Genomic DNA, 23,127 nt, shown 5'->3' with positions numbered 1-23,127 from the left:
CCCGTATCACCACACCTTCACGCCGCGCGTCTTCGCCGGCGCCAGCGCAAAGGGCAGGCCGCTCGAGTTGAACGCGGCAAGCTGCTGCCCGAACATGGGGCGAACCTCCATACCCTTACTCTCGACGGCGGTCCGCAGCTCGCTCGAGTAGGCGTCGAGATCCTCGAGGGTCGTCGCCGTCACCGAGATGAGACCGATGTACTCGAGGTCACCGAACCCCTGCGTGAGCTCCTCCTCGCGCTGGTCGATCGCGTCACGCTCGCGCCTCTCGAACGCATTGTCTTCGCGGTAGTTGCCCCGCTTCTGCCGCAGTTCCCGGTTCGAATCGATCGCGCCGCGCTCACGCTTGATCCGCGAGATCGACTGCCTGAGCTTGACCGGAGAGAAGTACAAAGACATCGCGTGCTGGAACGGCAACGTGTTCACGGCATTCAAGAAGTCGGGGAGGGTCGGGATGCGCGGCCATTCGGTGATCTCAAAGGTACGGTGTAGCACGCCGTCGACTTGGATGTGGTCCCATTGCTCTTCGCCGGCCATCGGTCCGGCCGATTCCGGCGCCACGCCGACTCGGTCGGCGGTGCGTTCCTCGATCAGGTCGCCCGTGGTGGGGTCGTAGCCAATGCGCGTCACCGCGGCGAGTTGCCGGGATCCGAGCCAATGTCGAACGGTCACCGAGCAGTCCGCCAGGCCGCGCCTCAGCGCCGCTACCTCACGGGCCATCACGGAGACGAGCCCGGCCCTGCCGCCGCCCTGCGCCCGGATCTCCTTGCCGATCCTCGACTTGTCGAGGACGACGGCAAGGTACTGCCGATGCGTGGTGGTCGTCGCCACTCCAGCCTCGAGCAGAGTCTCGTACTGCTCGCGAGCCCAGCTCGACACCGAATCGGAGACGCGGCGCTCGTAGTAGTCCCGCAACTGCTTTGGCTGCGCGACACGAGATATGCTCAGCACTTGTACGCGAGCGAGCCCGACGTGGTTGACGAGGCCAGACTGCAATTGCGCCCAAGCTGCCACCCGACCCTCCTGATCGCGGTCGTCGAGGAGGCCGTAGCCCGGTGACGTCACCTCCACGACGGCCGTCGCGGTTCCGGATGCGGCATCCTCGATGATCGCTCCTCCGCCCTGCGTCTCGAGCAGGCGAAGACTTCCCAGCGCCCCGGGCAGCTGCAGCTTTCCAGCTTCAGCGATCGGCATGCCCGCGGTACGGCGATAGCTGGTCTGACGGAGGAGCTTCCTCATGGTGAACAACGCTCTCTGCTGAATGGTCGAAAGGAGCGGGTGGCCGTGCTCGTCGAACCAGAGGCCGACGGCGATCAGCACCGCTGCAGGAATGAGCGCCATCGTGAGGCCCTGGACCGGGTCCGGTGCAGTGAACATGCTCAGGATGGCGAGCCCGGCCCCGGTGCCGGCAAGAGTGAGCTGGGCGGTGTTGTAGTTGCCGAGCACGCCCGTTCGACGGCGACCGGGGAATCCGAGGCGGGGAACGCCCGTGGGAGCTTCTCGTGTCATGGTCAGCCTCGTTTCAAGGGACTACCGCTTGGGCGCCGGTCTCGGTTGATGGCTCGGCCTCGAGGGCCCGGGCGCCGGTCGCGACGGCGGGCCCGGGTTCGGCCGCGGCGCCGGGCTCGCGGATGGCGCGGAGTTCGGCCGGTTCGCCACAGGCTCAGGTCGATTTCCGCGCGAACCGGAGCTGCCCGAGCGATTCGGCACCGGCTTCGGAGCGCTTCGGCTAGCACTGCGACCGCCACCACCGCCACGTCCCATTGCGATCACGGATGTCGCGGCCCGGCGTGTCCTCTGCGCGCCGTTCTTGAGGTTGCCCTCGCCTGCCGCCCGTGCGTAGGCATCCGCGACCTCAGTGCCGAGGAAGCCGAAGAACTTCATTGCGATCATCGGTGCGAAAGCCGCGACGAGCAGGCCGACGAACGCCGCGATGAACATGACCAGGTTCATGCCGGCTGAGACGGAGACCATCTTCGCCGAGAGCGAGAGGATGATCGCCGCGAGCGGTTTCGCTGCCACGAGCGAGATGAAGATCTTCATCCAGAGGCCGATCATGTTCCTCGACGCCTTCTCCGCAGGCAGGAACATAAGCGCAAGCGGAGCGAGCGCGATCATCGCGACGATGGCCCACCTGCGGAAGGCGAGCATCATCATGAGCGCGAGGGCGGCACCAGCCATCAGCAGCCAAAGAATGAGAGGGATGCCCAGCGGGTTGCCGCCAGCCGCGCTGAACACCATCCACATTGGAGGCTCGTACTCGCCGCCGTCGGTCGACTGCCACTCGTCGCCGACCTTGCGGAGGCCGACACCTTCCATGAGGGTCGTGCCGAGGCCGCCGGGGCCGGACTCGAACGCGTCGAGGAGGGCGATCGTCGTTTCGTCGAAGCCACGCACCAGCTCTGGGCCGTACCAGAAGACCACCCTGGTTCCGGCGACCATTGCCACCCCGCCGACGAGGGCGCGCAGCACGCCTTGTACCCGGCCCCGGGCGGCCGAGCGCATGATCTGCCAGATCATGGCGGCGATCGTCAGCGGCACCGCGAGATAGAGCACGACGTTTCCGACGCTCGTCGCTGCGTCCAGGTCAGCGTTTGTCGGCCGGCCGTCGGTCGTACGCGAGTCGATGGTGAAGATGCCGTTGAGGATGTCGCCCACGAATGCCGCGAGTCCAAGAATCCCAGCCCGGAGCAGGTCGAGAAACCCGTCACCGAACCAGTCACCGAGCCAGCCCATGTCGCGCCTCCTGATCAGCCGATCGGGTTCTGGCCGGATGCCCACTTGATGATGGCCGGTGCCGCGCCGATAACGACGGCGCCGATGATCGAGAGGAACACCATCCACTTGCCCGCGGTCTGCTGCCTCGAGTTGTCGCTTCCCGACCCGGCGACCCAGGTGAAGATGCCGGCGATGAGCAGCGCGACCATCGCGACGACCCCCAGCGTCTGGAAGTTGCCGACCTGCTGCCCGACCCAGCTGAAGATCGGCCACGAGCTCGAGGGGGTCACCCCGGGGTCGATCTCGCCCGCGATCGTGAGGGTCTCCGTGTCCATGTGAGTTGTGCCCCTTCCGAGCCGCTCATCGGCTCGGAACACTGATCGATCGGACGGCGCACTACGCGATTCGCCTACTTCCGGCCCGTGCAGGTCTCGGAAGCGCAGAGGTCGACACCAAACGCCCGTGTGAACTCCTCGGGGTTCACCCATCCGCCCGCGCCGGGGTCGGGTACAAGCGCGAGCACTCGCGGGTCGGTTGCACCGGCCGGATTCACGCGCACGTCGAGGTGACAGCCGGTCGACGGCGGCTGATTGCCGACCGCGGAGATCTGCTGACCAGCCGCCACTTCGTCGCCGACGCGCACGAGATGGTCGGCGGGGGCGGTGTGCAAGTAGCCGATCTGCCCCACGCCAGGCGTCTCGATCAGCATGGTGAGGGGGCCCGCGGATAGGACTCGGCCACTCATCATCGCGTAGACCGGCGTACCGCATTCGGCTGCGAGGTCGACGCCCCGATGATACGGGTTCGTTCCCATCCCGAGGTTGCGCCATCCGTAGCCGTCGGTGAGCGAGTACCCGGCCGGCAGCGGCAGCACGAGTTCGCCCGATGCAATGCACCCGCCAGTGCCCATGGCGTCCTCCGCCTCTGAGCCGGCCACGCCACCCCAACCGACCTCTGGGGGGATCGAGATGGGGCCTTGCTGCGACCACAATGCGTCGACCGCGCCTGACGCGGTGCTTTCCCACTTCTCATACGCGTCGGGGAAGCCGGATTTCTGTACGCGCTGCGCCGCCACGGTGACCGGCAGCTGCTGCCATCCCGGCACCTGATCGAGTGCCTTGTAGAACCGGCCAGCCGCATACGTCGGGTCCATGATCTGCTCGGGGGTGCCCCACCCCATCGACGGACGTTGCTGGAAGAGACCGAGCGAGTCGCGGTCGCCGTACTCGATGTTTCGCAGTCCCGATTCCTGCAGGGCTGTGGCGATCGCCACGATCCCCGCTCGCTGCGCGGTCGCTTCGTCGGGGAAGAGTGCCTTCGCCGCACCGATGAGGATCCCCGCGTTCTGGGTCTGCTCCCCATCGAGCTGTGCGACCACGGCATCGACTGGCCGCGGTGGCGTGCACGAAGCGGCCTGCGCTCCGCTCGCCAAGAGGATGATAACGAGCGCGATCGGGCCGACGACGGCAAGCGCCACCAGGGCGAGCAGAGCACCGGCGACCCGCAATGGGTGCTTCACGAGTTACTCCGAGCCCCACCCGCGGAAGTCGAACAACTGCAGACCGGTCATGTCCCATCGCGACGCGGGGCTCGGCCAGTTGTCATGGGCGCACGGCGCCGTGAGGACAATCGTGACGTTCTCCACCGCGGACTCGGGGGCGAGGCCGTCGCCGGCCCGGGTGATGGTCACCGTGTAGTCGAGTTGCACCAGCGAGCGGTTCGGAGCGGTGGTCACCACCTGATTCACACGAACCTCGCTTCGGACGCCGTTCTGCGCCCAGCCCGTCCATGCGGATTCGCCAGTGCCGATCGACGTGAATCGGTCCTCAAGTCGACCGGTGTCGCCTTTGCCATTCATCCCTTCGCCGCCGTAGTAGCCGGTCAGCCGATTCCATTCCCTGTCGACGGGCGCTGCCCACTCGTCGAAGCTCGCCACACGGCTGTCCCAGGTGAACAGGTAGGCGACGATGTCGTTCGCCATCGCGCGTGCTTCGGGAATCTGCGGTGCAGCGCATTCAGCAACGGTCACCTCGGTGTAGCTCGGAATCGTGAGCTCGTCGAGCGGAACCTCCGATGGCCATGACGCGAGTCCGCTCTCCGCGTGCGGCTTGGCCTCGGGGGCATCCGGCTCGATCCAGCCGTCGACGTTCGCGGGGATCCCGGGGCCGCCGATATCGACCTGTCCGTTGTCCCTGATGACCGGGGCCCCGCCCGATTCCGGCGTCTCCGCCGATGCACCGGGGAAGAGGTCTTCGGATGGCCCGGACTGAGTCGCCGGAGCCGGCGGCGTCGCTGCAGGCGCGATCGCTACGTTCATCGCGACGATCGCCCAGATCACCATGAGCGTGAGCGCACCAGTCGCGATCACGACGAACCGGCCACGCCCAGTCGACCACAGCTCCCGAAGCGTCCCCGTGAGTGATGCCCAGACCTTACCCATGTTCTCTACTCCTGATTCGCCATTCGCCGGAGCAGCCCGTCGAAATCACGCTCAACCGCAACCGCGGCCGAACTGTCCGGCACGACCCACATCGGGTGAGCCTTCTCGAGGTGCTCATTCGGCTTGCATCCGGCCTCGAGTACCCAGCCGCGCATCCTCATGATCCACAGACCGAGGTGATGGTGGAAGTCGAGCGCCGCCCCGGGGGACTGCTGCTCGATGAACTGTTGCTCATTGCGGAACTGCATGAGCGCGAGGAGTTCTTGGACCATCTCGTCGTGCCGGAACCAACACGGCGGGACGATCTCGCCAGGGAGCCAGTAGTACCGCACCAATCGCTGGGTGAACGACCACGCACGGTTCAGTTGGGCGCGCCGCTCTGACTCGCTGAGCACCCACCAGTCGATCGGTGGATTCAGCCCGCCGCCTTCGGAGAGAGGCGCGACAGGGTCGGGCTCACTCGTGTTCTGGTCGCCTGGCCCAAGCTCGTCGTCGTACACGCCTCACCGATCCCGCTGCTCGCGCAGTAGGCAGCACGCGGGCAAGAATGGTGCGGCGCCGCTCAGGCCGGGTGGCGTCCCCAGTGGTGGTGGACTTTCCGGCGGGGCTCGCCAGTGTCGTAGACGCTGGTGAGCCACCGTGCGATGGTCAGTGAGAACTGTCTAGGAATCTCACGGAAGGACACATCGCACGATGGCTCTTGACCAGTCTGCACTCCTCGAGCTGCTCGGGGAACTCAAGCTCACCGATGTCAGTGACCGGATCAGGGTCGCGACCGAAACGTTGTACCAGGAGCTGATCGACGCGGAAGCAGCCGCGTTCATCGGCGCCGCGCCGTACGAACGCACCGATACCCGCACCGCCCAGCGCAACGGCAGCCGGCCGAGGGTGTTGACCACGACCGCGGGCGAGCTCGATCTGCGGGTCCCGAAGCTTCGGACCGGGTCGTTCTTCCCGTCGCTGCTGGAACGGCGTCGGCGGGTCGATCAGGCGCTGTTCGCGGTCGTGATGGAGGCGTACGTGCACGGCGTGAGCACCCGCAAGGTCGACGACCTCGTTAAGGCGCTCGGCGCGGACACCGGCATCTCGAAGTCCGAGGTGTCGCGGATCTGCGGCAACCTCGACGAGGACGTCGCCGCGTTCCGCGACCGGCCGCTGGCGGACACGACTTACCCGTACGTGTTCCTCGACGCCACCTACTGCAAGGCGAGGGTCGGCCGACGGGTGGTGTCCCAGGCCGTGGTCGTCGCGGTCGGCGTCGCGGCGGACGGGCGGCGCGAGGTCCTCGGCTTCGAGGTCGGCGACACCGAGTCGCAACCGTTCTGGACCACGTTCCTGCGCTCCCTGAAGGCGCGCGGGCTGGACGGTGTGCAGTTGGTGATCAGCGACGCGCACACCGGACTGGTCGCCGCGATCCAGACCGTGATCCAAGGCGCGGCCTGGCAGCGCTGCCGGGTGCACTTCATGCGGAACGTGCTCACGAACGTGCCCAAGACCGCGGGCCCGATGGTCGCGTCGATCATCCGCACGATCTTCGCCCAACCCGACGCGCAGCACGTCCACGCCCAGTACGACGAGGTCGTCCGGATGCTCGGCCGGTCGCACCCGAAGATCGCCGGCATGCTCGAGGACGCCCGGGACGACCTGCTCGCGTTCGCTGGCTTCCCGCATCAGCACTGGCGGCAGGTCTGGTCCACGAACCCGCTGGAACGGCTCAATAAGGAGATCAAGCGCCGCACCGACGTCGTGGGCACGTTCCCGAACCCGGCCGCGCTGCTGCGCCTGGCCGGGCACGTGTTGATCGAGCAGCACGACGAATGGGACGGCGCTGACCGCCGCTACTTCAGCGAGCACTCCATGAAGCTCCTCACGACCAGCCACGAGGAGGTAGCGATCCCGGAACTCGCAGCGGCATAATCAACCCCAGCTGACCCGCACGGTGTCGAGAAACTCCACCACACAGCGGGACGCCACCCTCAGGCCGCGTTCTCGCGCTCGAGGTAGGCGGCGAGGTACCGCTGTCCGGTGCGAGTCGACTTGCCGCCGAGCCAGTCGGCGACTTCGCGCCCTGACGGCGTCATGCCCTGCTCAAGCGCCTCGCGAATTCGAGCGTCGACGCTCCAAGATCCCGTCGACGCCTGTGGGGCGAGAGCTCGCGTCAGACCCTTCCCGTGGCGCGCGACAGAGTCGTTAGCTGAGGCGTCCGTGACGGCGTCATCGTCGTCTGTCGCAGTCGTCGCAAACGGGACAGACTGCGTCGTGCTGATTCGCGCATTCGGTCGGGCTGTCGTCGCGTTGTCGCGGGCGCCCGCGTCACGTCGCGACGCTCGCCCGGCCGCGTCATGACGAGCGCCGTCGCGTGTCGCGCTCGCTGCTGCGATCCGCTCCCGTTCCTTGATGTCGGGGACGAGCTTCATGACGAGATGCGTGATCGCGACGAGCGCGGCCGGCGGCGTTGCTGCGAGCATGATCGCGACGCCGAGCGTTGTCGAGGTCAGGTCAGCGGCGCCAAGCGCATGCGTCGCGTTCGCGAACACCGAGATCGCCGACAGGGCGAAGAATGTCGCGTACGCGAGCCAGTGACCGTTGATGCCGAGCGTTCGGAATTGCGCCGCGGCGACCATGCACGCGACGGTGCCGACATCGATGAGGATCGGGAAGAGCTCCGGCAACGGCATGCCGTTGACGCGCGCGACGTCGATGAGTGTCGCGTAGCTGATCGCCATGGCGGAGGCGCCGACGACGACGAGCGGCAGCACGAGCGACATCACGCTGCCCCACGTACGCTTGACGTTCTTCGCGTTCATCGCGTCATCCCTTCGATCGTGACGGTGCGGTGACCGCGAGTGCCGCGTCGCGGTCATCCCGCCAGTGCGGTCGTTCTTTCCCGCACCACGCGCAGGCCTCGTCGAACTCCCCGATCCAGCGATGCCCGGCTGCGGCGCATTCAGCGCCAGTCGGTGGCCTTCGCGGTGTCCGCTCCGGCTGCGATGCTGACTTCGCTGTCGCGGGTCCAACCCCATCGAGATCTTCGAGGCGGACCCAACGCCAGGGCTCGGCGGCGAGAGACGAGGCGACGTAGGCGACGGGATTTCCGACGCGTCGGGGAGCGGCGCCAAGGATGTCATCGGCCGCACGGGCCAAGTCGATGACGCCGATTACCACCTCGGGATGATGCTGGGCCAGACGATCGAGAAGTTCGCCGAGGCGGAGCCGCGGGTCAAGCGCAGCGAGCCGCTCCGCGAGAGCTGGGTCGGACTCGGCTACTGATTCGTCGTCATCCGGCGCGGCCGCACGATGTTCACGACCGGCGATGGTCGTGAACGGGAGGGACGACGAAGACTGTTCTTGGGGTTGGTCTTGTTTAAGCGGCGGATGACCCGGCGACGGGTCTTCCGTCGAGGGCTTCGAACAGTGATCACGCGGACCTTCGCCGGCCGCGCCCGCTTGTGCCAGACCCAGCGAAGGCCAACGCGGCTTTTCCGCCCAGGGCTGAGGCGGCGAATCTCCCACGCCATCTCCGGCCCTTGGCGGAATATCCGCCGAGGCTCCAGCCTTCATCTCGGGAGCGTCGGCATCGGTCGATTGGTGACGCTCGAAGGGGCGCAGCTCGGTCGGTGCCTCTGGGTCGCAGACGATGAGCTCCGTCCATTTCTGACCGCCGATCGGCGCGCCGAGCTCATCAACCTCGCCCGGGGCATACCGGTGCACCACGACCTCGAGGTAGCCGGCTGCCTCGAGCTTCCGCCGCGCGGCGAGGTACGCATCCTTGCCGAGGCCGAGATCGCGCATCACCTTGGACTGGGTCACCCGGAAGTCGGACCGGTGCGAGAGGAGATAGAAGAAGATCGACGAGGCGTTCCCGACAATCCGCTTATCCCGCACCCACCAATTGCGCACCTGGAGGAAGTCGCGCTCGAAGGCGAGTTCGGGGCGCACGAACTCGGTTTCCCGTCTCATGTCGTGATCCCTCTCGATTCAGACTCTGCTTGCATCAGGCCGCACGGCCCTGATCCACCTGGCCGCCCGGTCGGGCGAGAGTGGCGCGCATGTTCATCAAGGCCAAGCGGTGTGGCCGGGAGGCATGCGGATCGAAGGCGTCATCAAGGAGGAAGGCGCGAAAGAGGCTTGTGACGTGCATGTTCGGCCGGCCACCCCATGTGACGCGAGCGAGCGCGGCGACCTCATCAGGCGCGAAACCCATCCGCGCGAACTCAGGGGCGCGGCGCGCCTCAGCGTGTCCGTGGCCCTGATGCGTCGGGGGGTTCTCGGCGAACCACCTGACGGCGGCTCGATACGACCGCTCGGCTGCATCGTCGACGAACGCCTCGACGGTCGTCGCCGTCTTCTCGATGACGACCGGAAGTGGCGTCAGCCCATGCGCAGGATCGATGCCGGCATCTGCGGCGGAGGTGGCAACGCCCGGCAGATGAACCAGTGCGTCGAGCTCGCCTACCCGATGGCCGGCCTGCCCGATCGCCCATATGCCGGCGCACTTGGCCAGGTATGCCCACGGGTCTCGCGAGCTGAGCATGCCTGACGCGAGCGCTTGCCCGATGCGTGCTTCCGCAAGGCGCACAAGGACGGTGTTCGTCACCTCGTCACGCTCGATCGCGTATCCAAGCTTCGCTCGAACCGAGCGCGAGATCTGGCCGGAGAGATACTGATCGACTTGGTCGACCAGCTCGGCACAATCGGCCGATGACCAGAAGTCACGCCCGACTGAGGTCGCGGCCATGACGACCGCCTTCAATCGGTTCCCGGACCACCGCTGCATCTCAGCTCACCTCCCCAGTAGTGGTTCGCGAGGCTTGAGCATCTCGGCCCCACTCCATCGCCCGCCGCAGGACCGAGGCAAGGCCACGCCAGCTGCCTTCCGACAGCTGTGCGGCAATCTCGGCAGGCGGGTGATCTTCGAGCAAGCGCTCGAAGGTGCTGAATCCCCGTGTCAGCTGGGTCTCGGCGATCACCGCAGCGGGCGGCTCAGCGACGATGGGAGGTTCTACGAGTGCCCGCACGCGCTTGTACTCGCCGTCGACCTTGCCCAGGGTGTTCGCTCGGTCTCGAGCCCTACTCGCTTCCTGACGAATCGGCTCGGGAAGAGACGGATCCTCCGACCACTCCGCGAGGCGCTCGAATTTCTCCATCGTCCGCCCTGAGACGCCAAGGTAGTGACTCATCAGGTCCCGGGACTTGCCAGATGCCTGCAGCGTCGCCGCTGCAGGTCGCTCCGATACGACATCAGCGCGCGCGACGAGTGCCGCCGCTGAGATGACCGCGTCGTTCGCGGGTGGCAAGTTTCCACCGCCGACGGGCGAGCCCCATCGCCGATGGTTCGTGCTCGCCGCGCCGGCCTGCTGCGCTGCCTTCGCTCGCGCGGTCAGAATCGGATCGAGCACATCGCGCTTGAACGCGAGCTGTTCCTCGAGAGACAGATCCTGACGGGCGTCGTTCTCTTCCCACTCCATCAGTCGTCGCACCTCAGGGTCGTCGGCCGATTCGAACTCACGAGCTTCGATCTGCTGCCAACCGAGCTTCTTCGCGGCAGCCAGGCGTGTGCTTCCGAAGATGAGGACGTTGCGCGGCGTCACGCCGATCGGCATGAGCAGCCCGACATCCGCGAGCGAGCGAGCGATGCGATCCACGGCCGTCGGGTCCGGCTCTCTCCTGGAACGATCGTGCGGAAGCACGATTGCCTCGACGTCGGCCCAGATGACTGGATTCGCCTCATCGGTGTGGTTCCGCGGCGGCCTGGACTGAATGGCGGTCATGCCGCCGCTCCGCACCGCTGCAGCTCGTCATAGACGTCGCGGGCGATATCCCACGCCACCCAAGCGCACGCGAGGGAAGCGCAGTCCGTCGCTGGCGTGGAGGGGGAGGCCGACTCACACCAGAGGCCGTGAGTCGTCTCGCGGATTCGCTCGGCGAGTGCCCCGAGTAGCTCGACCTCCGAGCGCTTGAACGGCGTGGCAGGCCCACTCGTGGACGCCGCGCTCGCGTCGACGGCGGCGAGGTGCGCCCCGCTGATAATCTTGAACATGGATTGATTCCTCCTCTTGCTTTCCGGCGAAACGGAATCTCGGCCCCCCGCTGCAACGGGGGGTCATCTCTTTGGTGGTGGTCGGATGTCGACGTAGCGTCACGCTGCGTCGACGAGGATGAGCTGCACCCGAGAGAACAGGTAGACGTCCAGATCGACGGGGTAGTACACCGTCTTGCGGCCGTGCTTGTGCTGCACCGGCCCCTCACGCCTCGACGCGAGGTTGTAGAGCGTGCCCGTCGCAAGTCCGCAGTATTCAGCGGCGCGCGTGGAGTCCAGGACCTCACCGACACGGTGGTCTTCAACGAAGCGCTCAAGCGCCTCGTCCGCCCCCGACAGAGACCTGCGCGCGTCATCCATCAGTCGCTTCAACACGACCTTGTCGCTCATCAGTTCTCCCCATTCCTAGGCAGGGTGTCTGGGAGCAGATCCGAGGCCGGTACGCTCAACGCTCTGGCGATCGCGAACACCTCGGACACGGTGAAGTCGATGTGGCCCGCCAGCTTCCGGCCCAACGTCGTGTTCGGAATGCCGATCTCGAGCGACAGCGAGAGCTGGCTCCGCCCCTTCGCCTTGAGCGCCGACCTCACTCGTTCAGCTACGTTCGCCCGTATCTCACTGCTTCCCATATGGGTAGCGTAGGGTTCCCAAACGGGAAGCGCAAGTAAATCTGGTCTCACAATGGCTCACAAAGCACCCAAACGGACGCATAAAGTGATCCGTATGGAGACTTCGGGCACAGAGTTCAATCGCTGTCTGATGACTGAGCTTCGCGCCGAACGAAGCATGCGAAACGTCACGGTCAAGCAGCTCGCCGAGAGGGCAGGCATCTTCCACGGGACGCTTCTGCGGTACCTGAACAACCACCGAGACATGCCCGTGCCCGTCCTCTACGACGTCGCGATGGCACTCGACGTCGATCCAGCAGCTTTGGTCGACCGCGCGGCGGCTCGTCTCGCGGCCGAGTCCCGCGCGCCGTCTGGGCAGCTCACATTCGACGAAGCTGACGGCTTGCATGAACCGGATCCCAGCGAGGTCGGCCGGCGCATCGCGCTCCTGGTGTCGGTGCTTGCACGGGGTCGCGGCTCTGCGCACGGCTACAAGGAGGTCGCGCCGCTGCTGCTCGAGCGCGGAGTCCGATTCAACCAGGAAGAGTGGGCCGAGCTGCTCGAAGGGAGTGCCATGCGCGCTCCAGGCCGTCGATCGCTCGAAGCCATCGCCGACGTGCTCGGCATCGATGGCGTCTACCTCACTGGCGCCGCCGGCGACCCCGAGGTCGTTCGGATCGAGGCGCAGCTCGACTTCCTGCGTGCGCTGCACGAGAGCAAGGTCGAAGGGCTCGCCGCTCGAGGCAGCGACGACATCACGCCCGAGACTCTCCGGGCGATCACCTCGAGTCTTCGGCACGAGGAACGTTGAGCATGCGCCGGCGGGACAGGGGAGCCCTACATTTCCGTTCGCCGGTCGAGTTGGTACGCAGTCAGGGTGACGTCGTCGCCGCAGACGAGCGAGTGCAACTCTCGGGCGCGGTCACACGAGCCGATGCCAGCTTCTCGGCACTTCCGTTCGAGGACGACTGCTCGCTCGATGCGATCGTCGGGTACGTCGAACGCGAGCGCGGCACGAGGGTCAACATCACTCCGCTCGAAACACTGCGGGGGACGTCCACGTGCGGCCTCGTCGTGAGGCGGCAGGGAATGCACCACATCTTCTACGTGCCGGAGACCTCGCCGCTGCACCGGTTGCAGTGCGTGCTTCACGAGCTCAGCCATGTCCTTCTCCGCCACGACGAATCGTCGCCGGGTAGCGTAGGCCAACTCGCCCGGTTCGTACCCGACATCCGCCTGGAGCGTGGCGACGCGATCTTCGGTCGGGTCGCCTTTGAAGACGAGACGGAGGTCGAGGCAGAGCGCCTCGCCGATCGTCTCGCAGCCGCGATTCGTCGGCCTCGCCGGCATCCGCTCGAGGAGCATTTCGGATGACTCAGGTAGCCGTGACCAGCCTCATGGCGCTGCTGACCGTCGTGCAGTTCATCACCGTGCGCCACCGCCGGAGCCAGAGGATCCTGTACGCTTCCGCACTCATCACGCTCGCGATGTTCCTCAACATCGATGAGGTGTACCTCGCCGTCGACCACATGCTCGGGGGACGCAACCTCACGACCTTCATCTCGGATGGCGCACTCATCACGGGCACGTACTTCCTCTCGGCGGCTGCCATCGTGTCCGTCCGTGGCGTGCAGGATCGCAAGGGCAGATGGCCGGTCTGGCTGCTCGTCGTTGCGGGATGCGTGATGGTGGTGGCGTTCGCCTTCATCGACATGTGGCACTCGTCGACCCGATTCATGATCGACTTCGGCGGCCAGTGGCAGGCCGCCGTCTACAACTCGGTTCAGTTCGTGTATCTCGGTCTCGTGCTGGGATACACCGGCGTCGTCATCCTTCAGAACCGTTCGAGGCTCACCACTCGAGCGAGCTCGATCGGGTTCACGATGTTCGCGGTCGGCTGCGTCATCGGCATAGTCCTGGTCATCGACGTGCTCGGGATGAACCTGTCGCATCTCATGGGATGGTGGGACACCCTGCGATACCTGCAGAGTCTCTACAGCCCGATGTTCTTCGTCGTGATGGCGCTACTCTGCACCGGACTTGCGATCCCCGCAGCGGCGCGCTTCGTACTTCGGCATTGGCGCGGCCGCCACACCGCTGCGCTGATCAGGGAGCTCGTGCCGTTGTGGACGCGGGTCGTCTCGGGCTCGGCCCTGCCGAGCGCGTTCAGGGACGATGACGATGAGATGCAGCTGCATCGGATGGTCGTGGAGATCGAGGACGCGCGGTTCAGGTCCGGGGGAGAGCTCCAACTGAGCGAAGACGAGGTGCAGCGCCTTCGCCTCGCTCACGACCACATCGCCATCCCTGACGACCTCTTCCAGGTGGCGGCACGATGAGCCGGCTGGCCGCGATCGGAGCCATTGCGGCAGGCGGCGCAGCCGTGTCCGCAATCGCGGGCATTGCCGTTGCACGATACGCCGTGCTCGGTCGGCGGCGGCCGATGCGCGCTGTCTTCCGTGCGGATACCGGGACGGTAGCGCTCCCTCGAATGGATGCCACGGTGCAGCCTCGCACCTTCGGCCTGCAGCTCGGGCGCCGGCTCTTCCGCGTTCAGGAGATCGTGCGGGTGGACGCGTCTACCGTGGAGCGCCGAGTCGAGCACTGCGACCTCCACGGGCCAGCGGAGGTGTACTTCGTGGGTGACGTCTTCGGTCGGGAGAGCCCTATTGCGCGCTCGGCAATCGCTCACACGGGTGAAATGGAGGGGATCTCCTTCGTCCACTGGGACGTGGTGCCGGACGACGCTTCGGAGCGCGATGTTTGGTTAGTTCACGTCCACGGGATGGGCGCTGCACCGAGTTCGACGCTTCGATCGGTCGAGTCCGTCCGCGAGGCGGGCTACCCGTCCACGATCGTGTCGCTCGAGGCCAGCGCCGATATCGACAACCGCGGCCGGGGGATGGCCCCCGAGCATCTTCACCGGGTGCTCGCGGCAATCGACCATGCGATTCAGCAGGGCGCGACGCGGGTCGTCATGGTCGGCTGGTCGTACGGCGCGCGACTGGTGCTGGACGCAGCTGACCGCCGGCCAGACGTTGCCGGCGTGGTACTCATCTCTCCAATGTTCGACCTCCTCCATGTGCTCCGGCTGGTCGCAACTCGACAACGACTTCCGAAGCCTCTTATCGCGGCCGCGGCCGCCGTTCTCTCGACCCCGGTGGTGTGCCGGCTGGCCGGGATTGACCGGCCGATCGGCGACGGTCTTGACCTCGCTTCGGCGCCTCGAACGCTCATCTTCCACTCGCGCGGCGATACGACCGTCCCGATCGAGATCACTCGATCGGCCGTCGCAGCCTTCGGTGATGTCGACCTTGTCGAGTTCCTGCCGACTCCGCACACGTTGGAGTGGAACCGGGATCCGGAGCTGTTCGGGCGCGAGATCCGTGAATGGCTTTGCCGCCTCGATGACGGGGGAGTCGAATATGGGGCGCGGTAGGCCCCCGCTCGAGCTTGAGAGTTGGGGGCGGATGCAGCGGCTCCTCCGCAATGGAAAGCCGGCGGCGCTCGTCTACTTTCGGGACGGCGACGGGAAGCGGCGCAAGATGATCCGAACCGGCCGTACGTACGCGGAGGCCGAGCGGAATCTCACAAAGGCTTTGAAGGAGCGACTAACGCCAACGTTCGAGATACTGACGCGCGAGTCGACGCTTGGTGCGCTGGCAGCCCATTGGATGGACGACATCAAGCGCGAAGAGAAGGCGATCGCCACAGTCGTCCGTTACGCCTCCACGATCCGCAGCCACGTGGAGCCGAGCGCTGAGCTACGGCTTCATGAGTGCAGCGTCCCGCGTCTGCAGCGACTAGTGAATGGCGTCGCCGACAAATCAGGTCCCGGCGCTGCACGCATGCTCATCGTGGTTCTCAACGGGATGTTCTCACTGGCAGTCCGGCATGGCGCTCTCGATACAAGTCCAGCCACCATGCTGAAAGGTCCTCCCCGGCGGAGGAAGGAAGTGGTCGCTCCTACCCTCGACGAGATCCATTTGCTCCGGGAACTGCTTTCGGCCCACGACCGACGCGAGAGTTCGAGGGGATTGGTGATCCGCGACCTCGGCGACATCGGCGACATCCTGATCGCAACGGGGGCGCGAATCGGCGAAGTGCTCGCGCTCCGGTGGCGAGATGTAGACCTGGGGAACCGCACGGTGACGATCAGAGCAACCATCATTCGGTCTCCCGGTCAGGGCGCGATCATCCAGGAGCGGCCCAAGACGGACTCCTCGACTCGCCGGCTGAAGCTGCCGACCTTCGCGCTCGAGGTGCTCACCAGACGGCGTCTGGACGCGTATTGCGACTTGGTCTTCCCCGCGTCAGGGGGTGCCGTTCGCTGGCCCGAGAACATCCGGACGCAGTGGGCGCTCGCTGTCCGGGGCACAGAACTCGAGTGGATGACGCCCACCTCGTGCCGTAAGGCGGTAGCGACCTACCTCGAGGCCGCAGAGGACATCGAAGCTGCGAGCGAGCAGCTCGGTCACTCGAGCTCTCGCATCACCTCACGGTTCTACGTTCCCCAGAAGATCGACCGGAGCGACTTCTCGATGCGCCTCGATGCCCTTGGCGGCAGCGCCTCAGCCTCGTAGCCGATCGCTGACGGATGCGCTGGGCATTTAATTGTGACCACTAAGTGACCACTAGCGCGCTTTGCAATCGAAACAGTGCGGGCGAAGGAGCAGTAAAATCCCTGATCAGAGCCGATGACGGGAATCGAACCCGCGCTGTCTGCTTGGGAAGCAGAAGTTCTACCATTGAACTACATCGGCATGCGGCATCCGCTCGGTGAGGAGGACGCCGCGCTGACCATCGTAGCAAGCGTCTCGACACGCTCCGCTACCCGGCGACCGGGGCCTCGGTAGGCTGGCTCCGTGCTTCTCTCGGATCGCGACATCAGGGCCGAACTCGATCGCGAACGCATCCGCCTCGAGCCGTACGACCCGGCGATGGTCCAGCCGTCGTCGATCGACGTGCGGCTCGACCGGTACTTCCGGTTGTTCGACAACCACAAGTACCCGTTCATCGACCCGGCGGAGGACCAGCCCGAGCTCACGCACCTCATCGACGTGCGGCCCGATGAGCCGTTCATCCTGCATCCGGGCGAGTTCGTGCTGGCGTCGACGTTCGAGGCGGTCACCCTGCCCGACGACGTCGCGGCGCGGCTCGAGGGCAAGAGCTCGCTCGGGCGGCTCGGCCTGCTCACGCACTCGACGGCGGGCTTCATCGACCCGGGCTTCACCGGGCACGTCACGCTCGAGCTCAGCAACGTGGCGACGCTGCCGATCAAGCTCTGGCCGGGCATGAAGATCGGCCAGCTCTGCTTCTTCCGGCTGTCGTCGGCGTCCGAGCGGCCCTACGGCTCGGCCGAGTACTCGTCGCGCTACCAGGGCCAGCGCGGCCCGACCGCGTCGCGGTCGTACCAGAACTTCTCGCGCGCCGACGTGGGGATCACCGACGCCGGGGCGCCGGGCCGCTAGCCTCCGGCCGACCGTCAGGGGCGAACGGATGCCGCATCGGCATCCTGCGCACCCGCGATGCCGAGCGCATCGACGCCCGCCGGTCCGCCGGTGACGAACGCGGTGATCGCGTCGAGCGTGGCATCCGCACCCAGGACCCGGTTGTGCCCGTGCCCGTCGGTCACGACGAGTCGCGATCGGTCGCCGTGCGCCGCGTGCAGGCGGATCGCTTCGCCGACGGCGACCTCGCGGTCGGTGCGGTCGTGCACGACGAGGAGCGGCATCCGCTCGGGGAGGGGTGCGGCGACGCCGTCGAAGCGGGGCCACGGGTCGGCGAGGTGCGGCAGGACGCGGCGACCGAACCGGAGTGCGAGGGCGTCGGCGCTCGCCGGGCCGATGCCGACGCGGCCGGCGAAGGTGTCGACGAGGGTGCGCGCGGCGGCCATGCCGCCGATCGCGACGACGGCGCCCGCGGCGACGCCCTCGGTCACCGCGGTGCGTGCGGCCATGGCGCCGAAGGAGTGGCCGATGATCGTGTGGAACCGGCCGTGGCGCGACTGCATGGCCTCGATCGCGGCGAGCCAGTCGCGGATGTCGGTGCGCCGGCCGGCCGAGTCGCCGTTGGCGGGCGCGTCGAATGCGACGAGCCGGAAGCCCTCGGAGCGCAGCTCGCGGACGATCGGCGCGAACTGCGAGGCGCGCCCGCGCCATCCGTGCACGAGGAGGATCGTGTCGGGCCCGCCACCCCACTCGTAGGCGACGAGGTCGCGCCCGCGCACGCGGAGGGTGCTGCGTCGCGCGGCATCGTGGATCGCGCGGTCGGCGGGCCGCACCGGCAGCGGGCTGCCGATGTGCATGAAGAGGGGCAGGGCCAGACGTGCCGCGGCCTCCGGGGAGACGCGCTCGGCGGCGCGGACGGTCGCGGCGACGGCGAGGAGGGCGCGGGACATGGTGGCTCCGATCCGGCGGGGTCTGCGGCATCCGTTCGATGAATGAATACGAACGATCGTGCGTTGAGTATACGAACGTTCGTGCGTAAACTGCAAGTGATGACCGACCACCTGCTGACGAGCACGACGACGGATGCCGCATCCGCGCCGGACCACGCCGACGGGCGCCGCCTCCGCGGCGACGCCTCGCGCCGGGTGATCCTCGCCGCGGCGGTCGACCTCGCGTCGGTCGAGGGACTCGACCAGCTCTCGATCGGGCGCATCGCACAGGCCGCCGGGCTGTCGAAGAGCAATGTCGCAACCCTGTTCGGCACCAAGGAGCGCCTCCAGCTCGCCGCCGTCGAGACCGCGCGCGAGCGGTTCATCGAGACGGTCGTCGAGCCGGCCCGCGCGCATCCGCGGGGCCTGGCCCGCACCCTCGCGCTCGTCGACGGGTGGATCGCGTACTCGCGCGACCGCGTCTTCCCGGGTGGGTGCTTCTTCGCCGAGGCCGCCGCCGACTTCGACGCCAAGCCCGGCGAGGTGCGCGACGCCGTCGCCTCGACCCTGCGCGAATGGGGCGGCTACCTCGCCGCAACCCTGCAACATGCCCGCGACCTCGGCGAGCTCCCCGCGCTCGACGACGCGAAGCAGGCCGCCTTCGAATTCAGCGCGCTGCTCGAGCTCGCCAACCGCGACTCGCTGCTCACCGGTCGCAACTCGTCGTACCGCCGTGCCCGTGCGGGCATCGCGTCGCGGCTGCGCGCCGCGGGCGGCGACCCCGCCGCGATCGACGCGTTCGCCGCCGTCGCCGACGGCTGACGCCGCGCGCGACACCCCGAGCGCGCCGGACGCGAATGGTCGCTCCGGGCGGGCCGTTGCGACGATTCGCGCCCGACGTGAGCCGGGCGGACGGGCGGCGAAGCCGCGGGGCGGGGACGGCCCGGCGCGGGTCAGCCCGCGATGAGGGCGCCGTCGCGCGAGAGCGCGACCTGCTCGTCGCGCGGCACGACCTTCACGCGCTCACGCGTCACCGGACCCTCGAACGCCTCGCCGAGTCCGCGCTCGTGCGCGTCGAGCGCCAGCCAGCCGTTCCAGGTCGTGTAGCGGATGCCGCGAGCCTCGAGCAGCTCGAGCACCTCGCCGCCGTCGGCGGCCTCTACCTTGGGCGCGGCGAGCGCCCCGGACGTCGCGTCCGCGACCAGATTCGTGACGGTCTCGAGCGCGTCGCCCTTCGTGTGGCCGATGAGGCCGACGGGGCCGCGCTTGATCCAGCCCGTGGCGTACACGCCGAGGACCGGCGCGCCGGCGGCATCCGTCACCCGACCGCCCGCGTTGGGGATGACCCGCGCGCGCTCGTCGAACGGCACGCCCGCGACCGGCGAGCTCGCGTACCCGACCGCGCGGTACACGGCCTGCACGGGCACGTCGACGAACTCGCCCGTGCCGGCGACCGAGCCGTCGCCGACCGGGCGGGTCCGCTCGAAGCGCACGCCCTCGACGCGGTCGGTGCCGAGCACCTCGACGGGGGAGTGGAAGAAGTGCAGGTGCAGGCGGCGCGACGCGGTCGGCTGCCAGTCGGCGGGCTTGCGCCATCCGTTCAGCGTTCGCGTCATGACCTTCACCTGGTTGTTCGTCGCGAGCAGGTGGGCGGCGTGCTCGTCGCCCTCGGCGCGCGCGAAGTCGTCGTCGTACACGATGACGTCGACGTCGGGCACCTCGCCGAGCTCGCGCAGCTCGATCGGCGTGAACTTCACCTGCGACGGGCCGCGACGGCCGAACACGTGCACGTCGGTCACCGGCGAGGCGAGCAGCCCCTCGTGCACGTTCGCCGGGATGTCGGTCGAGAGCAGGTCGGCAGGGTGCTTCGCGAGCATCCGCGCGACGTCGAGCGCCACGTTGCCGTTGCCGATCACCGCGATCGACTCGGCCTCGAGCGGCCACTCGCGCGCGACGTCCGGGTGGCCGTCGTACCAGGCGACGAAGTCGGCCGCGCCGTACGAGCCGGGCAGGTCGATGCCCGGGATGTCGAGGGGCGCGTCCTTCAGGGCGCCCGTCGCGAAGATCACGGCGTCGTAGCGCTCGCGCAGCTCGTCGACCGTGACGTCCCGACCCACCTCGACGTTGCCGATGAGGCGGATGGTGCCCTCGTCGAGCATCTCGTGGAGCGAGTTGACGATGCCCTTGATGCGCGGGTGGTCGGGCGCGACGCCGTACCGGATCAGGCCGTACGGCGCGGGCAGCGACTCGAACAGGTCGATCGCGACCTGCCCGCCGGCCTCGTCGACCTGGCGGCGCAGGATGTTGCCCGCGTAGATGCCGGCGGGGCCGGCGCCGACGATCGCGACACGGAGGTTGAGGGTCATGGGGTCATGGCCTTTCGAAGAGGTGCAGGGGCGGTCAGTCGATGGCCGGCGGTGCGGCGAAAGCGGATGTCGCGAGCTCGGCGGGCGCGTACGGGCTGAGCCGCACGACGTCGCCGACCACCACGACGGCGGGCGACCGGACGCCCCGCACCGCCGCCTGGTGGGCGACCGTGTCGAGCGTGCCGATCGTCACTCGTTGGCGAGGGCCGTACCCATCCTCCACGATCGCGACTGGGCATTCGCCGCCACGATCGCCGCGGGCGAGGGTGATCGCCGAGTTCGCGAGCGTGCCGACGCCCATGAGCAGCACCACGGTGTGGTCGCGGCCGCCGCCGAGCTGCTGGATCTGGTCGTGGCCGGTGACGACCGTGAACGTCGTCGCGAGGCCGCGATGCGTGAGCGGGATGCCGGCGATGGCCGGCACCGAGACGGCGCTCGTGATGCCGGGCACGACCTCGACGTCGATGCCGCGCTCGCGGCAGTAGGCGAGCTCCTCGCCGCCGCGCCCGAAGACGTACGGGTCGCCGCCCTTCAGGCGCACGACGCGCTTGCCGTCGCGGGCGAGGGTGACGAGCAGCTCGTTGATCGCGTCCTGCGGCACGCCGTGGTGGCCGGGCAGCTTGCCGACGTCGACGATCTCGGCGGCGAGCTCGACCCCGTCGGCCGCGAGGCCGTCGAGCACCGAGCGGGCGCCGAGCCGGTCGGCCACGATCACGTCGGCCCGCTCGAGCGCGCGCAGGCCCCGGATGGTGAGCAGGCCCGGGTCGCCCGGGCCCGCGCCGACGAGGAGCACCCGGCCGCTCATGCGCCCGCTCCCGTCAGCCCGCGGCGGCGCAGCAGCCCGCGCTCGATCGGCGCGAACACCAGCAGCTCGATGACGACGCCGATCGCGAGGATGACGAGGATCGTGCCGAGCGCGCCCGCGAGGTCGGCGAGGTCGCGGCTCTGCTGCAGCATCGAGCCCAGGCCGAAGCCGATCGTGCCGCCGAACGCGATGATCTCGGCGGCCATGAGCGAGCGCCACGAGAACGCCCACCCCTGGCGGAGGCCCGCGAGGTAGCCGGGGAGCGCGGCTGGCACCACGACCGCCGTGGCGAGCTGCCAGCGCGACGCCCCGAGCACCGTGCCGACCCGGCGCAGCTGCGGGGGCACCTGGTCGATGCCCGCGACGAGCCCGTTGGCGATGGATGGCACGGCGCCCATGAGCACGACGAAGTACACCGTGGCATCCGTCAGCCCGAACCAGATGATCGCGGCCGGCACCCACGCGACCGACGGCAGCACCTGCAGGCCCGACAGCAGCGGCTGGAGCGCGCGACGGAGCAGGCGCGACTCGGCGAGCAGCAGGCCGAGCGGCGTGCCGATCGCGATCGCGATGAGGAAGCCGAGGACGCCGCGCTCGAGGCTCGTCGTCACCGCGAGCTGCAGGCGACCGGACTCCCACGCCTGGCCGAGCGCGGCGGCCACGTCGAGCGGGCCGGGGGAGAGGTCGGGGCGCGGCTGCGCGATGACGGTGTAGGCCTGCCACGCGGCGATGAGCAGCGCGATGAGGACGATCGGCGGCAGCGCGCCGTCGACGAGGCGTCGCCACCACGGGCGCGCCGTGCGCACCTCGGTCTGCAGGGCGTCGAGGCCGCGCAGGTCGGCGTCGAGCGAGTCGGCGGCCGCCGCCGACCCGCCGGACCCCGCGCTGGCACCCAGTCGGGATCGAGTGTCCAGTGGATGCGACTCGGCACTGTTCGGGGCGACATCCGTTGGACGCTCGCCAGCGCGGGAGGCGTCACGCGCCACAGCGATGGGGATGGGCAACTCAGGCATTGCGGCGGATCTCCCTTCGCAGGTGCTCGGTGATCTCGATCGAGAGCGTGCCGACCTGCGGCGACTCGATGCGCCGCGGGCCCTCGTCGGCGATCTGCCACTCGCGCACGATCCTCCCCGGACGGCTCGACATGAGCAGCACGCGCTGGCCGATGCGCACGGCCTCGCGCACGTTGTGGGTGACGAACACGATCGTCCGGCCGGTCTCGCGCCAAACTCGCTGGAGCTCCTCGTGCAGCAGGTCGCGCGTGATGGCGTCGAGGGCCGCGAACGGCTCGTCCATGAGGAGCACCGGGCGGTCCTGCGCGAGCGCCCGGGCGAGGGCCACGCGCTGGCGCATCCCGCCCGACAGTTCGTGCGGGCGCTTCTCCGCGGCATCCGCGAGGTTCACGACGTCGAGCAGCTCGAGGGCGCGGGCCCGGCGGGCCGGGGCGGACAGCCCCGACCCGCCGAGCCGCAGCGCGAGCTCGACGTTGCGCCGGGCCGTGAGCCACGGCAGCAGCGACGCGTCCTGGAACATCACCGCGGCGCCGCCGTCGGCGACCTCGACCGCGCCGGCCGTCGGCTTCTCGAGGCCCGCGACGATCGAGAGCAGCGTCGACTTGCCGCACCCCGACGCGCCGAGCAGGCACGTGAATTCGCCCGGCGCGACCTCGAGGTCGATGCCGTCGAGCACGACCGGTCCGTCGTCGGCGTATCGCTTGCCGAGGCCGGTGAGGCGGATGGCGGGGGCCGGGGTTCCGACCGGATTGGCCTCG

The 23,127-nt window shown here is 68.2% G+C and carries 26 protein-coding genes and 1 tRNA gene; 8 read left to right on the top strand and 19 right to left on the bottom strand.

Annotated elements, in window-relative coordinates:
• Positions 1-6: 6 nt before the first annotated feature.
• The 6 genes from RH861_RS00570 to RH861_RS00545 all read right to left on the bottom strand — a co-directional run bounded on the left by RH861_RS00570 (position 7) and on the right by RH861_RS00545 (position 5,658).
• Positions 7-1,509 carry an SCO6880 family protein gene (locus RH861_RS00570; RefSeq protein WP_310519285.1) on the bottom strand — a complete coding sequence of 501 codons (1,503 nt, stop codon included), beginning with the start codon at positions 1,507-1,509 and terminating at the stop codon, positions 7-9.
• A 21-nt stretch (positions 1,510-1,530) separates the two neighbouring features.
• Positions 1,531-2,736, bottom strand: a complete 1,206-nt coding sequence (locus RH861_RS00565) for a TrbL/VirB6 family protein (RefSeq protein ID WP_310519284.1) — start codon at positions 2,734-2,736, stop codon at positions 1,531-1,533.
• 14 nt (positions 2,737-2,750) lie between these two features.
• The gene (locus RH861_RS00560) at positions 2,751-3,053 is read right to left on the bottom strand and encodes a hypothetical protein (RefSeq protein WP_310519283.1); all 303 of its coding nucleotides are present in this window, start codon (positions 3,051-3,053) and stop codon (positions 2,751-2,753) included.
• A gap of 74 nt (positions 3,054-3,127) precedes the next feature.
• Positions 3,128-4,237: a M23 family metallopeptidase gene (locus tag RH861_RS00555; protein ID WP_310519282.1), complete on the bottom strand. Its 1,110-nt coding sequence runs from the start codon at positions 4,235-4,237 to the stop codon at positions 3,128-3,130.
• Positions 4,238-4,240: 3 nt separating this feature from the next.
• Positions 4,241-5,158, bottom strand: a complete 918-nt coding sequence (locus tag RH861_RS00550; protein WP_310519281.1) for a hypothetical protein — start codon at positions 5,156-5,158, stop codon at positions 4,241-4,243.
• A gap of 5 nt (positions 5,159-5,163) precedes the next feature.
• On the bottom strand, positions 5,164-5,658 hold the full coding sequence (locus tag RH861_RS00545) for a hypothetical protein (RefSeq protein WP_310519280.1): 495 nt from the start codon (positions 5,656-5,658) through the stop codon (positions 5,164-5,166).
• 193 nt (positions 5,659-5,851) lie between these two features.
• Between RH861_RS00545 and RH861_RS00540 the strand changes: the two genes are divergently transcribed.
• On the top strand, positions 5,852-7,075 hold the full coding sequence (locus RH861_RS00540) for an IS256 family transposase (protein ID WP_310519279.1): 1,224 nt from the start codon (positions 5,852-5,854) through the stop codon (positions 7,073-7,075).
• Positions 7,076-7,134: 59 nt separating this feature from the next.
• Here RH861_RS00540 and RH861_RS00535 read toward each other — a convergent pair whose 3' ends face one another.
• The 7 genes from RH861_RS00535 to RH861_RS00505 form a co-directional block, all read right to left on the bottom strand.
• Positions 7,135-7,965 carry a hypothetical protein gene (locus RH861_RS00535; protein WP_310519278.1) on the bottom strand — a complete coding sequence of 277 codons (831 nt, stop codon included), beginning with the start codon at positions 7,963-7,965 and terminating at the stop codon, positions 7,135-7,137.
• A gap of 4 nt (positions 7,966-7,969) precedes the next feature.
• Complete coding sequence (locus tag RH861_RS00530; protein WP_310519277.1) at positions 7,970-9,118, bottom strand: hypothetical protein; 1,149 nt, start codon at positions 9,116-9,118, stop codon at positions 7,970-7,972.
• A gap of 34 nt (positions 9,119-9,152) precedes the next feature.
• A complete protein-coding gene (locus RH861_RS00525) occupies positions 9,153-9,896 on the bottom strand; it encodes a hypothetical protein (RefSeq protein ID WP_310519276.1) in 744 nt (247 codons plus the stop codon).
• A 40-nt stretch (positions 9,897-9,936) separates the two neighbouring features.
• On the bottom strand, positions 9,937-10,929 hold the full coding sequence (locus tag RH861_RS00520; protein WP_310519275.1) for a ParB/RepB/Spo0J family partition protein: 993 nt from the start codon (positions 10,927-10,929) through the stop codon (positions 9,937-9,939).
• Positions 10,926-11,198: a hypothetical protein gene (locus RH861_RS00515; protein WP_310519274.1), complete on the bottom strand. Its 273-nt coding sequence runs from the start codon at positions 11,196-11,198 to the stop codon at positions 10,926-10,928. The genes RH861_RS00520 and RH861_RS00515 overlap by 4 nt, the downstream gene beginning before the upstream one ends.
• A 99-nt stretch (positions 11,199-11,297) precedes the next feature.
• Complete coding sequence (locus RH861_RS00510; protein ID WP_310519273.1) at positions 11,298-11,588, bottom strand: helix-turn-helix domain-containing protein; 291 nt, start codon at positions 11,586-11,588, stop codon at positions 11,298-11,300.
• Positions 11,588-11,827, bottom strand: a complete 240-nt coding sequence (locus tag RH861_RS00505; protein WP_310519272.1) for a helix-turn-helix domain-containing protein — start codon at positions 11,825-11,827, stop codon at positions 11,588-11,590. Before RH861_RS00505 ends, RH861_RS00510 begins: the two co-directional genes overlap by 1 nt.
• A 130-nt stretch (positions 11,828-11,957) precedes the next feature.
• On the opposite strand from RH861_RS00505, the gene RH861_RS00500 reads away from it, so the two are divergent.
• From RH861_RS00500 to RH861_RS00480, 5 genes are read left to right on the top strand one after another with little or no spacing between them, the layout of a single operon-like run.
• The gene (locus RH861_RS00500) at positions 11,958-12,617 is read left to right on the top strand and encodes a helix-turn-helix domain-containing protein (protein ID WP_310519271.1); all 660 of its coding nucleotides are present in this window, start codon (positions 11,958-11,960) and stop codon (positions 12,615-12,617) included.
• Between the two features lie 2 nt (positions 12,618-12,619).
• Positions 12,620-13,180 (top strand): hypothetical protein, encoded by a 561-nt coding sequence (locus tag RH861_RS00495; protein WP_310519270.1) that lies wholly within the window; start codon positions 12,620-12,622, stop codon positions 13,178-13,180.
• A complete protein-coding gene (locus RH861_RS00490; RefSeq protein WP_310519269.1) occupies positions 13,177-14,145 on the top strand; it encodes a hypothetical protein in 969 nt (322 codons plus the stop codon). The genes RH861_RS00495 and RH861_RS00490 overlap by 4 nt, the downstream gene beginning before the upstream one ends.
• Positions 14,142-15,245 carry an alpha/beta hydrolase family protein gene (locus RH861_RS00485; protein ID WP_310519268.1) on the top strand — a complete coding sequence of 368 codons (1,104 nt, stop codon included), beginning with the start codon at positions 14,142-14,144 and terminating at the stop codon, positions 15,243-15,245. Before RH861_RS00490 ends, RH861_RS00485 begins: the two co-directional genes overlap by 4 nt.
• Before the next feature lie 31 nt (positions 15,246-15,276).
• Positions 15,277-16,389 (top strand): tyrosine-type recombinase/integrase, encoded by a 1,113-nt coding sequence (locus tag RH861_RS00480; protein WP_310519267.1) that lies wholly within the window; start codon positions 15,277-15,279, stop codon positions 16,387-16,389.
• 109 nt (positions 16,390-16,498) lie between these two features.
• Here the strand turns inward: RH861_RS00480 and RH861_RS00475 are convergent.
• A tRNA-Gly gene (locus RH861_RS00475) sits at positions 16,499-16,569 on the bottom strand.
• 102 nt (positions 16,570-16,671) lie between these two features.
• On the opposite strand from RH861_RS00475, the gene dcd reads away from it, so the two are divergent.
• Positions 16,672-17,277 (top strand): dCTP deaminase, encoded by a 606-nt coding sequence (gene dcd, locus RH861_RS00470; RefSeq protein ID WP_310519266.1) that lies wholly within the window; start codon positions 16,672-16,674, stop codon positions 17,275-17,277.
• 14 nt (positions 17,278-17,291) lie between these two features.
• Here dcd and RH861_RS00465 read toward each other — a convergent pair whose 3' ends face one another.
• The gene (locus RH861_RS00465; RefSeq protein WP_310519265.1) at positions 17,292-18,206 is read right to left on the bottom strand and encodes an alpha/beta hydrolase; all 915 of its coding nucleotides are present in this window, start codon (positions 18,204-18,206) and stop codon (positions 17,292-17,294) included.
• 99 nt (positions 18,207-18,305) lie between these two features.
• Here RH861_RS00465 and RH861_RS00460 point away from each other — a divergent pair, with 99 nt between their 5' ends.
• Positions 18,306-19,007 (top strand): TetR/AcrR family transcriptional regulator, encoded by a 702-nt coding sequence (locus tag RH861_RS00460; RefSeq protein ID WP_310519264.1) that lies wholly within the window; start codon positions 18,306-18,308, stop codon positions 19,005-19,007.
• 131 nt (positions 19,008-19,138) lie between these two features.
• On the opposite strand, the gene RH861_RS00455 is transcribed toward RH861_RS00460, so the two are convergent.
• Genes RH861_RS00455 through RH861_RS00440 form a run of 4 tightly spaced genes read right to left on the bottom strand, consistent with a single transcriptional unit; the run spans position 19,139 to position 23,093 of the window.
• Complete coding sequence (locus RH861_RS00455) at positions 19,139-20,551, bottom strand: FAD-dependent oxidoreductase (protein WP_310519263.1); 1,413 nt, start codon at positions 20,549-20,551, stop codon at positions 19,139-19,141.
• A 34-nt stretch (positions 20,552-20,585) separates the two neighbouring features.
• A complete protein-coding gene (gene cobA, locus RH861_RS00450; RefSeq protein WP_310519262.1) occupies positions 20,586-21,356 on the bottom strand; it encodes a uroporphyrinogen-III C-methyltransferase in 771 nt (256 codons plus the stop codon).
• The gene (locus RH861_RS00445) at positions 21,353-22,369 is read right to left on the bottom strand and encodes an ABC transporter permease (RefSeq protein ID WP_310519261.1); all 1,017 of its coding nucleotides are present in this window, start codon (positions 22,367-22,369) and stop codon (positions 21,353-21,355) included. The genes cobA and RH861_RS00445 overlap by 4 nt, the downstream gene beginning before the upstream one ends.
• Positions 22,362-23,093 (bottom strand): ABC transporter ATP-binding protein, encoded by a 732-nt coding sequence (locus tag RH861_RS00440; protein ID WP_310520258.1) that lies wholly within the window; start codon positions 23,091-23,093, stop codon positions 22,362-22,364. The genes RH861_RS00445 and RH861_RS00440 overlap by 8 nt, the downstream gene beginning before the upstream one ends.
• Positions 23,094-23,127 lie beyond the last annotated feature (34 nt).

The organism is Agromyces indicus (genome assembly GCF_031432295.1).
Classification (GTDB): Bacteria; Actinomycetota; Actinomycetes; order Actinomycetales; family Microbacteriaceae; genus Agromyces; species Agromyces indicus.
The sequence above is the reverse complement of the archived record's forward strand: the minus strand, read 5'-3'. Positions and strand labels throughout refer to the sequence as shown.

Bases quoted from the DNA above. Each gene is read 5' to 3' on its own strand.
- RH861_RS00530 (WP_310519277.1), bottom strand. From the start codon at position 9,118: ATGAGACGGGAAACCGAGTTCGTGCGCCCCGAACTCGCCTTCGAGCGC.
- RH861_RS00480 (WP_310519267.1), top strand. From the start codon at position 15,277: ATGCAGCGGCTCCTCCGCAATGGAAAGCCGGCGGCGCTCGTCTACTTT.
- RH861_RS00505 (WP_310519272.1), bottom strand. From the start codon at position 11,827: ATGGGAAGCAGTGAGATACGGGCGAACGTAGCTGAACGAGTGAGGTCG.
- RH861_RS00485 (WP_310519268.1), top strand. From the start codon at position 14,142: ATGAGCCGGCTGGCCGCGATCGGAGCCATTGCGGCAGGCGGCGCAGCC.
- RH861_RS00465 (WP_310519265.1), bottom strand. From the start codon at position 18,206: ATGTCCCGCGCCCTCCTCGCCGTCGCCGCGACCGTCCGCGCCGCCGAG.
- RH861_RS00520 (WP_310519275.1), bottom strand. From the start codon at position 10,929: ATGACCGCCATTCAGTCCAGGCCGCCGCGGAACCACACCGATGAGGCG.
- RH861_RS00565 (WP_310519284.1), bottom strand. From the start codon at position 2,736: ATGGGCTGGCTCGGTGACTGGTTCGGTGACGGGTTTCTCGACCTGCTC.
- RH861_RS00525 (WP_310519276.1), bottom strand. From the start codon at position 9,896: ATGGCCGCGACCTCAGTCGGGCGTGACTTCTGGTCATCGGCCGATTGT.
- RH861_RS00460 (WP_310519264.1), top strand. From the start codon at position 18,306: ATGACCGACCACCTGCTGACGAGCACGACGACGGATGCCGCATCCGCG.
- RH861_RS00495 (WP_310519270.1), top strand. From the start codon at position 12,620: ATGCGCCGGCGGGACAGGGGAGCCCTACATTTCCGTTCGCCGGTCGAG.
- RH861_RS00560 (WP_310519283.1), bottom strand. From the start codon at position 3,053: ATGGACACGGAGACCCTCACGATCGCGGGCGAGATCGACCCCGGGGTG.
- RH861_RS00535 (WP_310519278.1), bottom strand. From the start codon at position 7,965: ATGAACGCGAAGAACGTCAAGCGTACGTGGGGCAGCGTGATGTCGCTC.
- RH861_RS00540 (WP_310519279.1), top strand. From the start codon at position 5,852: ATGGCTCTTGACCAGTCTGCACTCCTCGAGCTGCTCGGGGAACTCAAG.
- RH861_RS00445 (WP_310519261.1), bottom strand. From the start codon at position 22,369: ATGCCTGAGTTGCCCATCCCCATCGCTGTGGCGCGTGACGCCTCCCGC.
- RH861_RS00490 (WP_310519269.1), top strand. From the start codon at position 13,177: ATGACTCAGGTAGCCGTGACCAGCCTCATGGCGCTGCTGACCGTCGTG.
- RH861_RS00510 (WP_310519273.1), bottom strand. From the start codon at position 11,588: ATGAGCGACAAGGTCGTGTTGAAGCGACTGATGGATGACGCGCGCAGG.
- RH861_RS00455 (WP_310519263.1), bottom strand. From the start codon at position 20,551: ATGACCCTCAACCTCCGTGTCGCGATCGTCGGCGCCGGCCCCGCCGGC.
- cobA (WP_310519262.1), bottom strand. From the start codon at position 21,356: ATGAGCGGCCGGGTGCTCCTCGTCGGCGCGGGCCCGGGCGACCCGGGC.
- RH861_RS00550 (WP_310519281.1), bottom strand. From the start codon at position 5,158: ATGGGTAAGGTCTGGGCATCACTCACGGGGACGCTTCGGGAGCTGTGG.
- RH861_RS00570 (WP_310519285.1), bottom strand. From the start codon at position 1,509: ATGACACGAGAAGCTCCCACGGGCGTTCCCCGCCTCGGATTCCCCGGT.
- RH861_RS00515 (WP_310519274.1), bottom strand. From the start codon at position 11,198: ATGTTCAAGATTATCAGCGGGGCGCACCTCGCCGCCGTCGACGCGAGC.
- RH861_RS00500 (WP_310519271.1), top strand. From the start codon at position 11,958: ATGACTGAGCTTCGCGCCGAACGAAGCATGCGAAACGTCACGGTCAAG.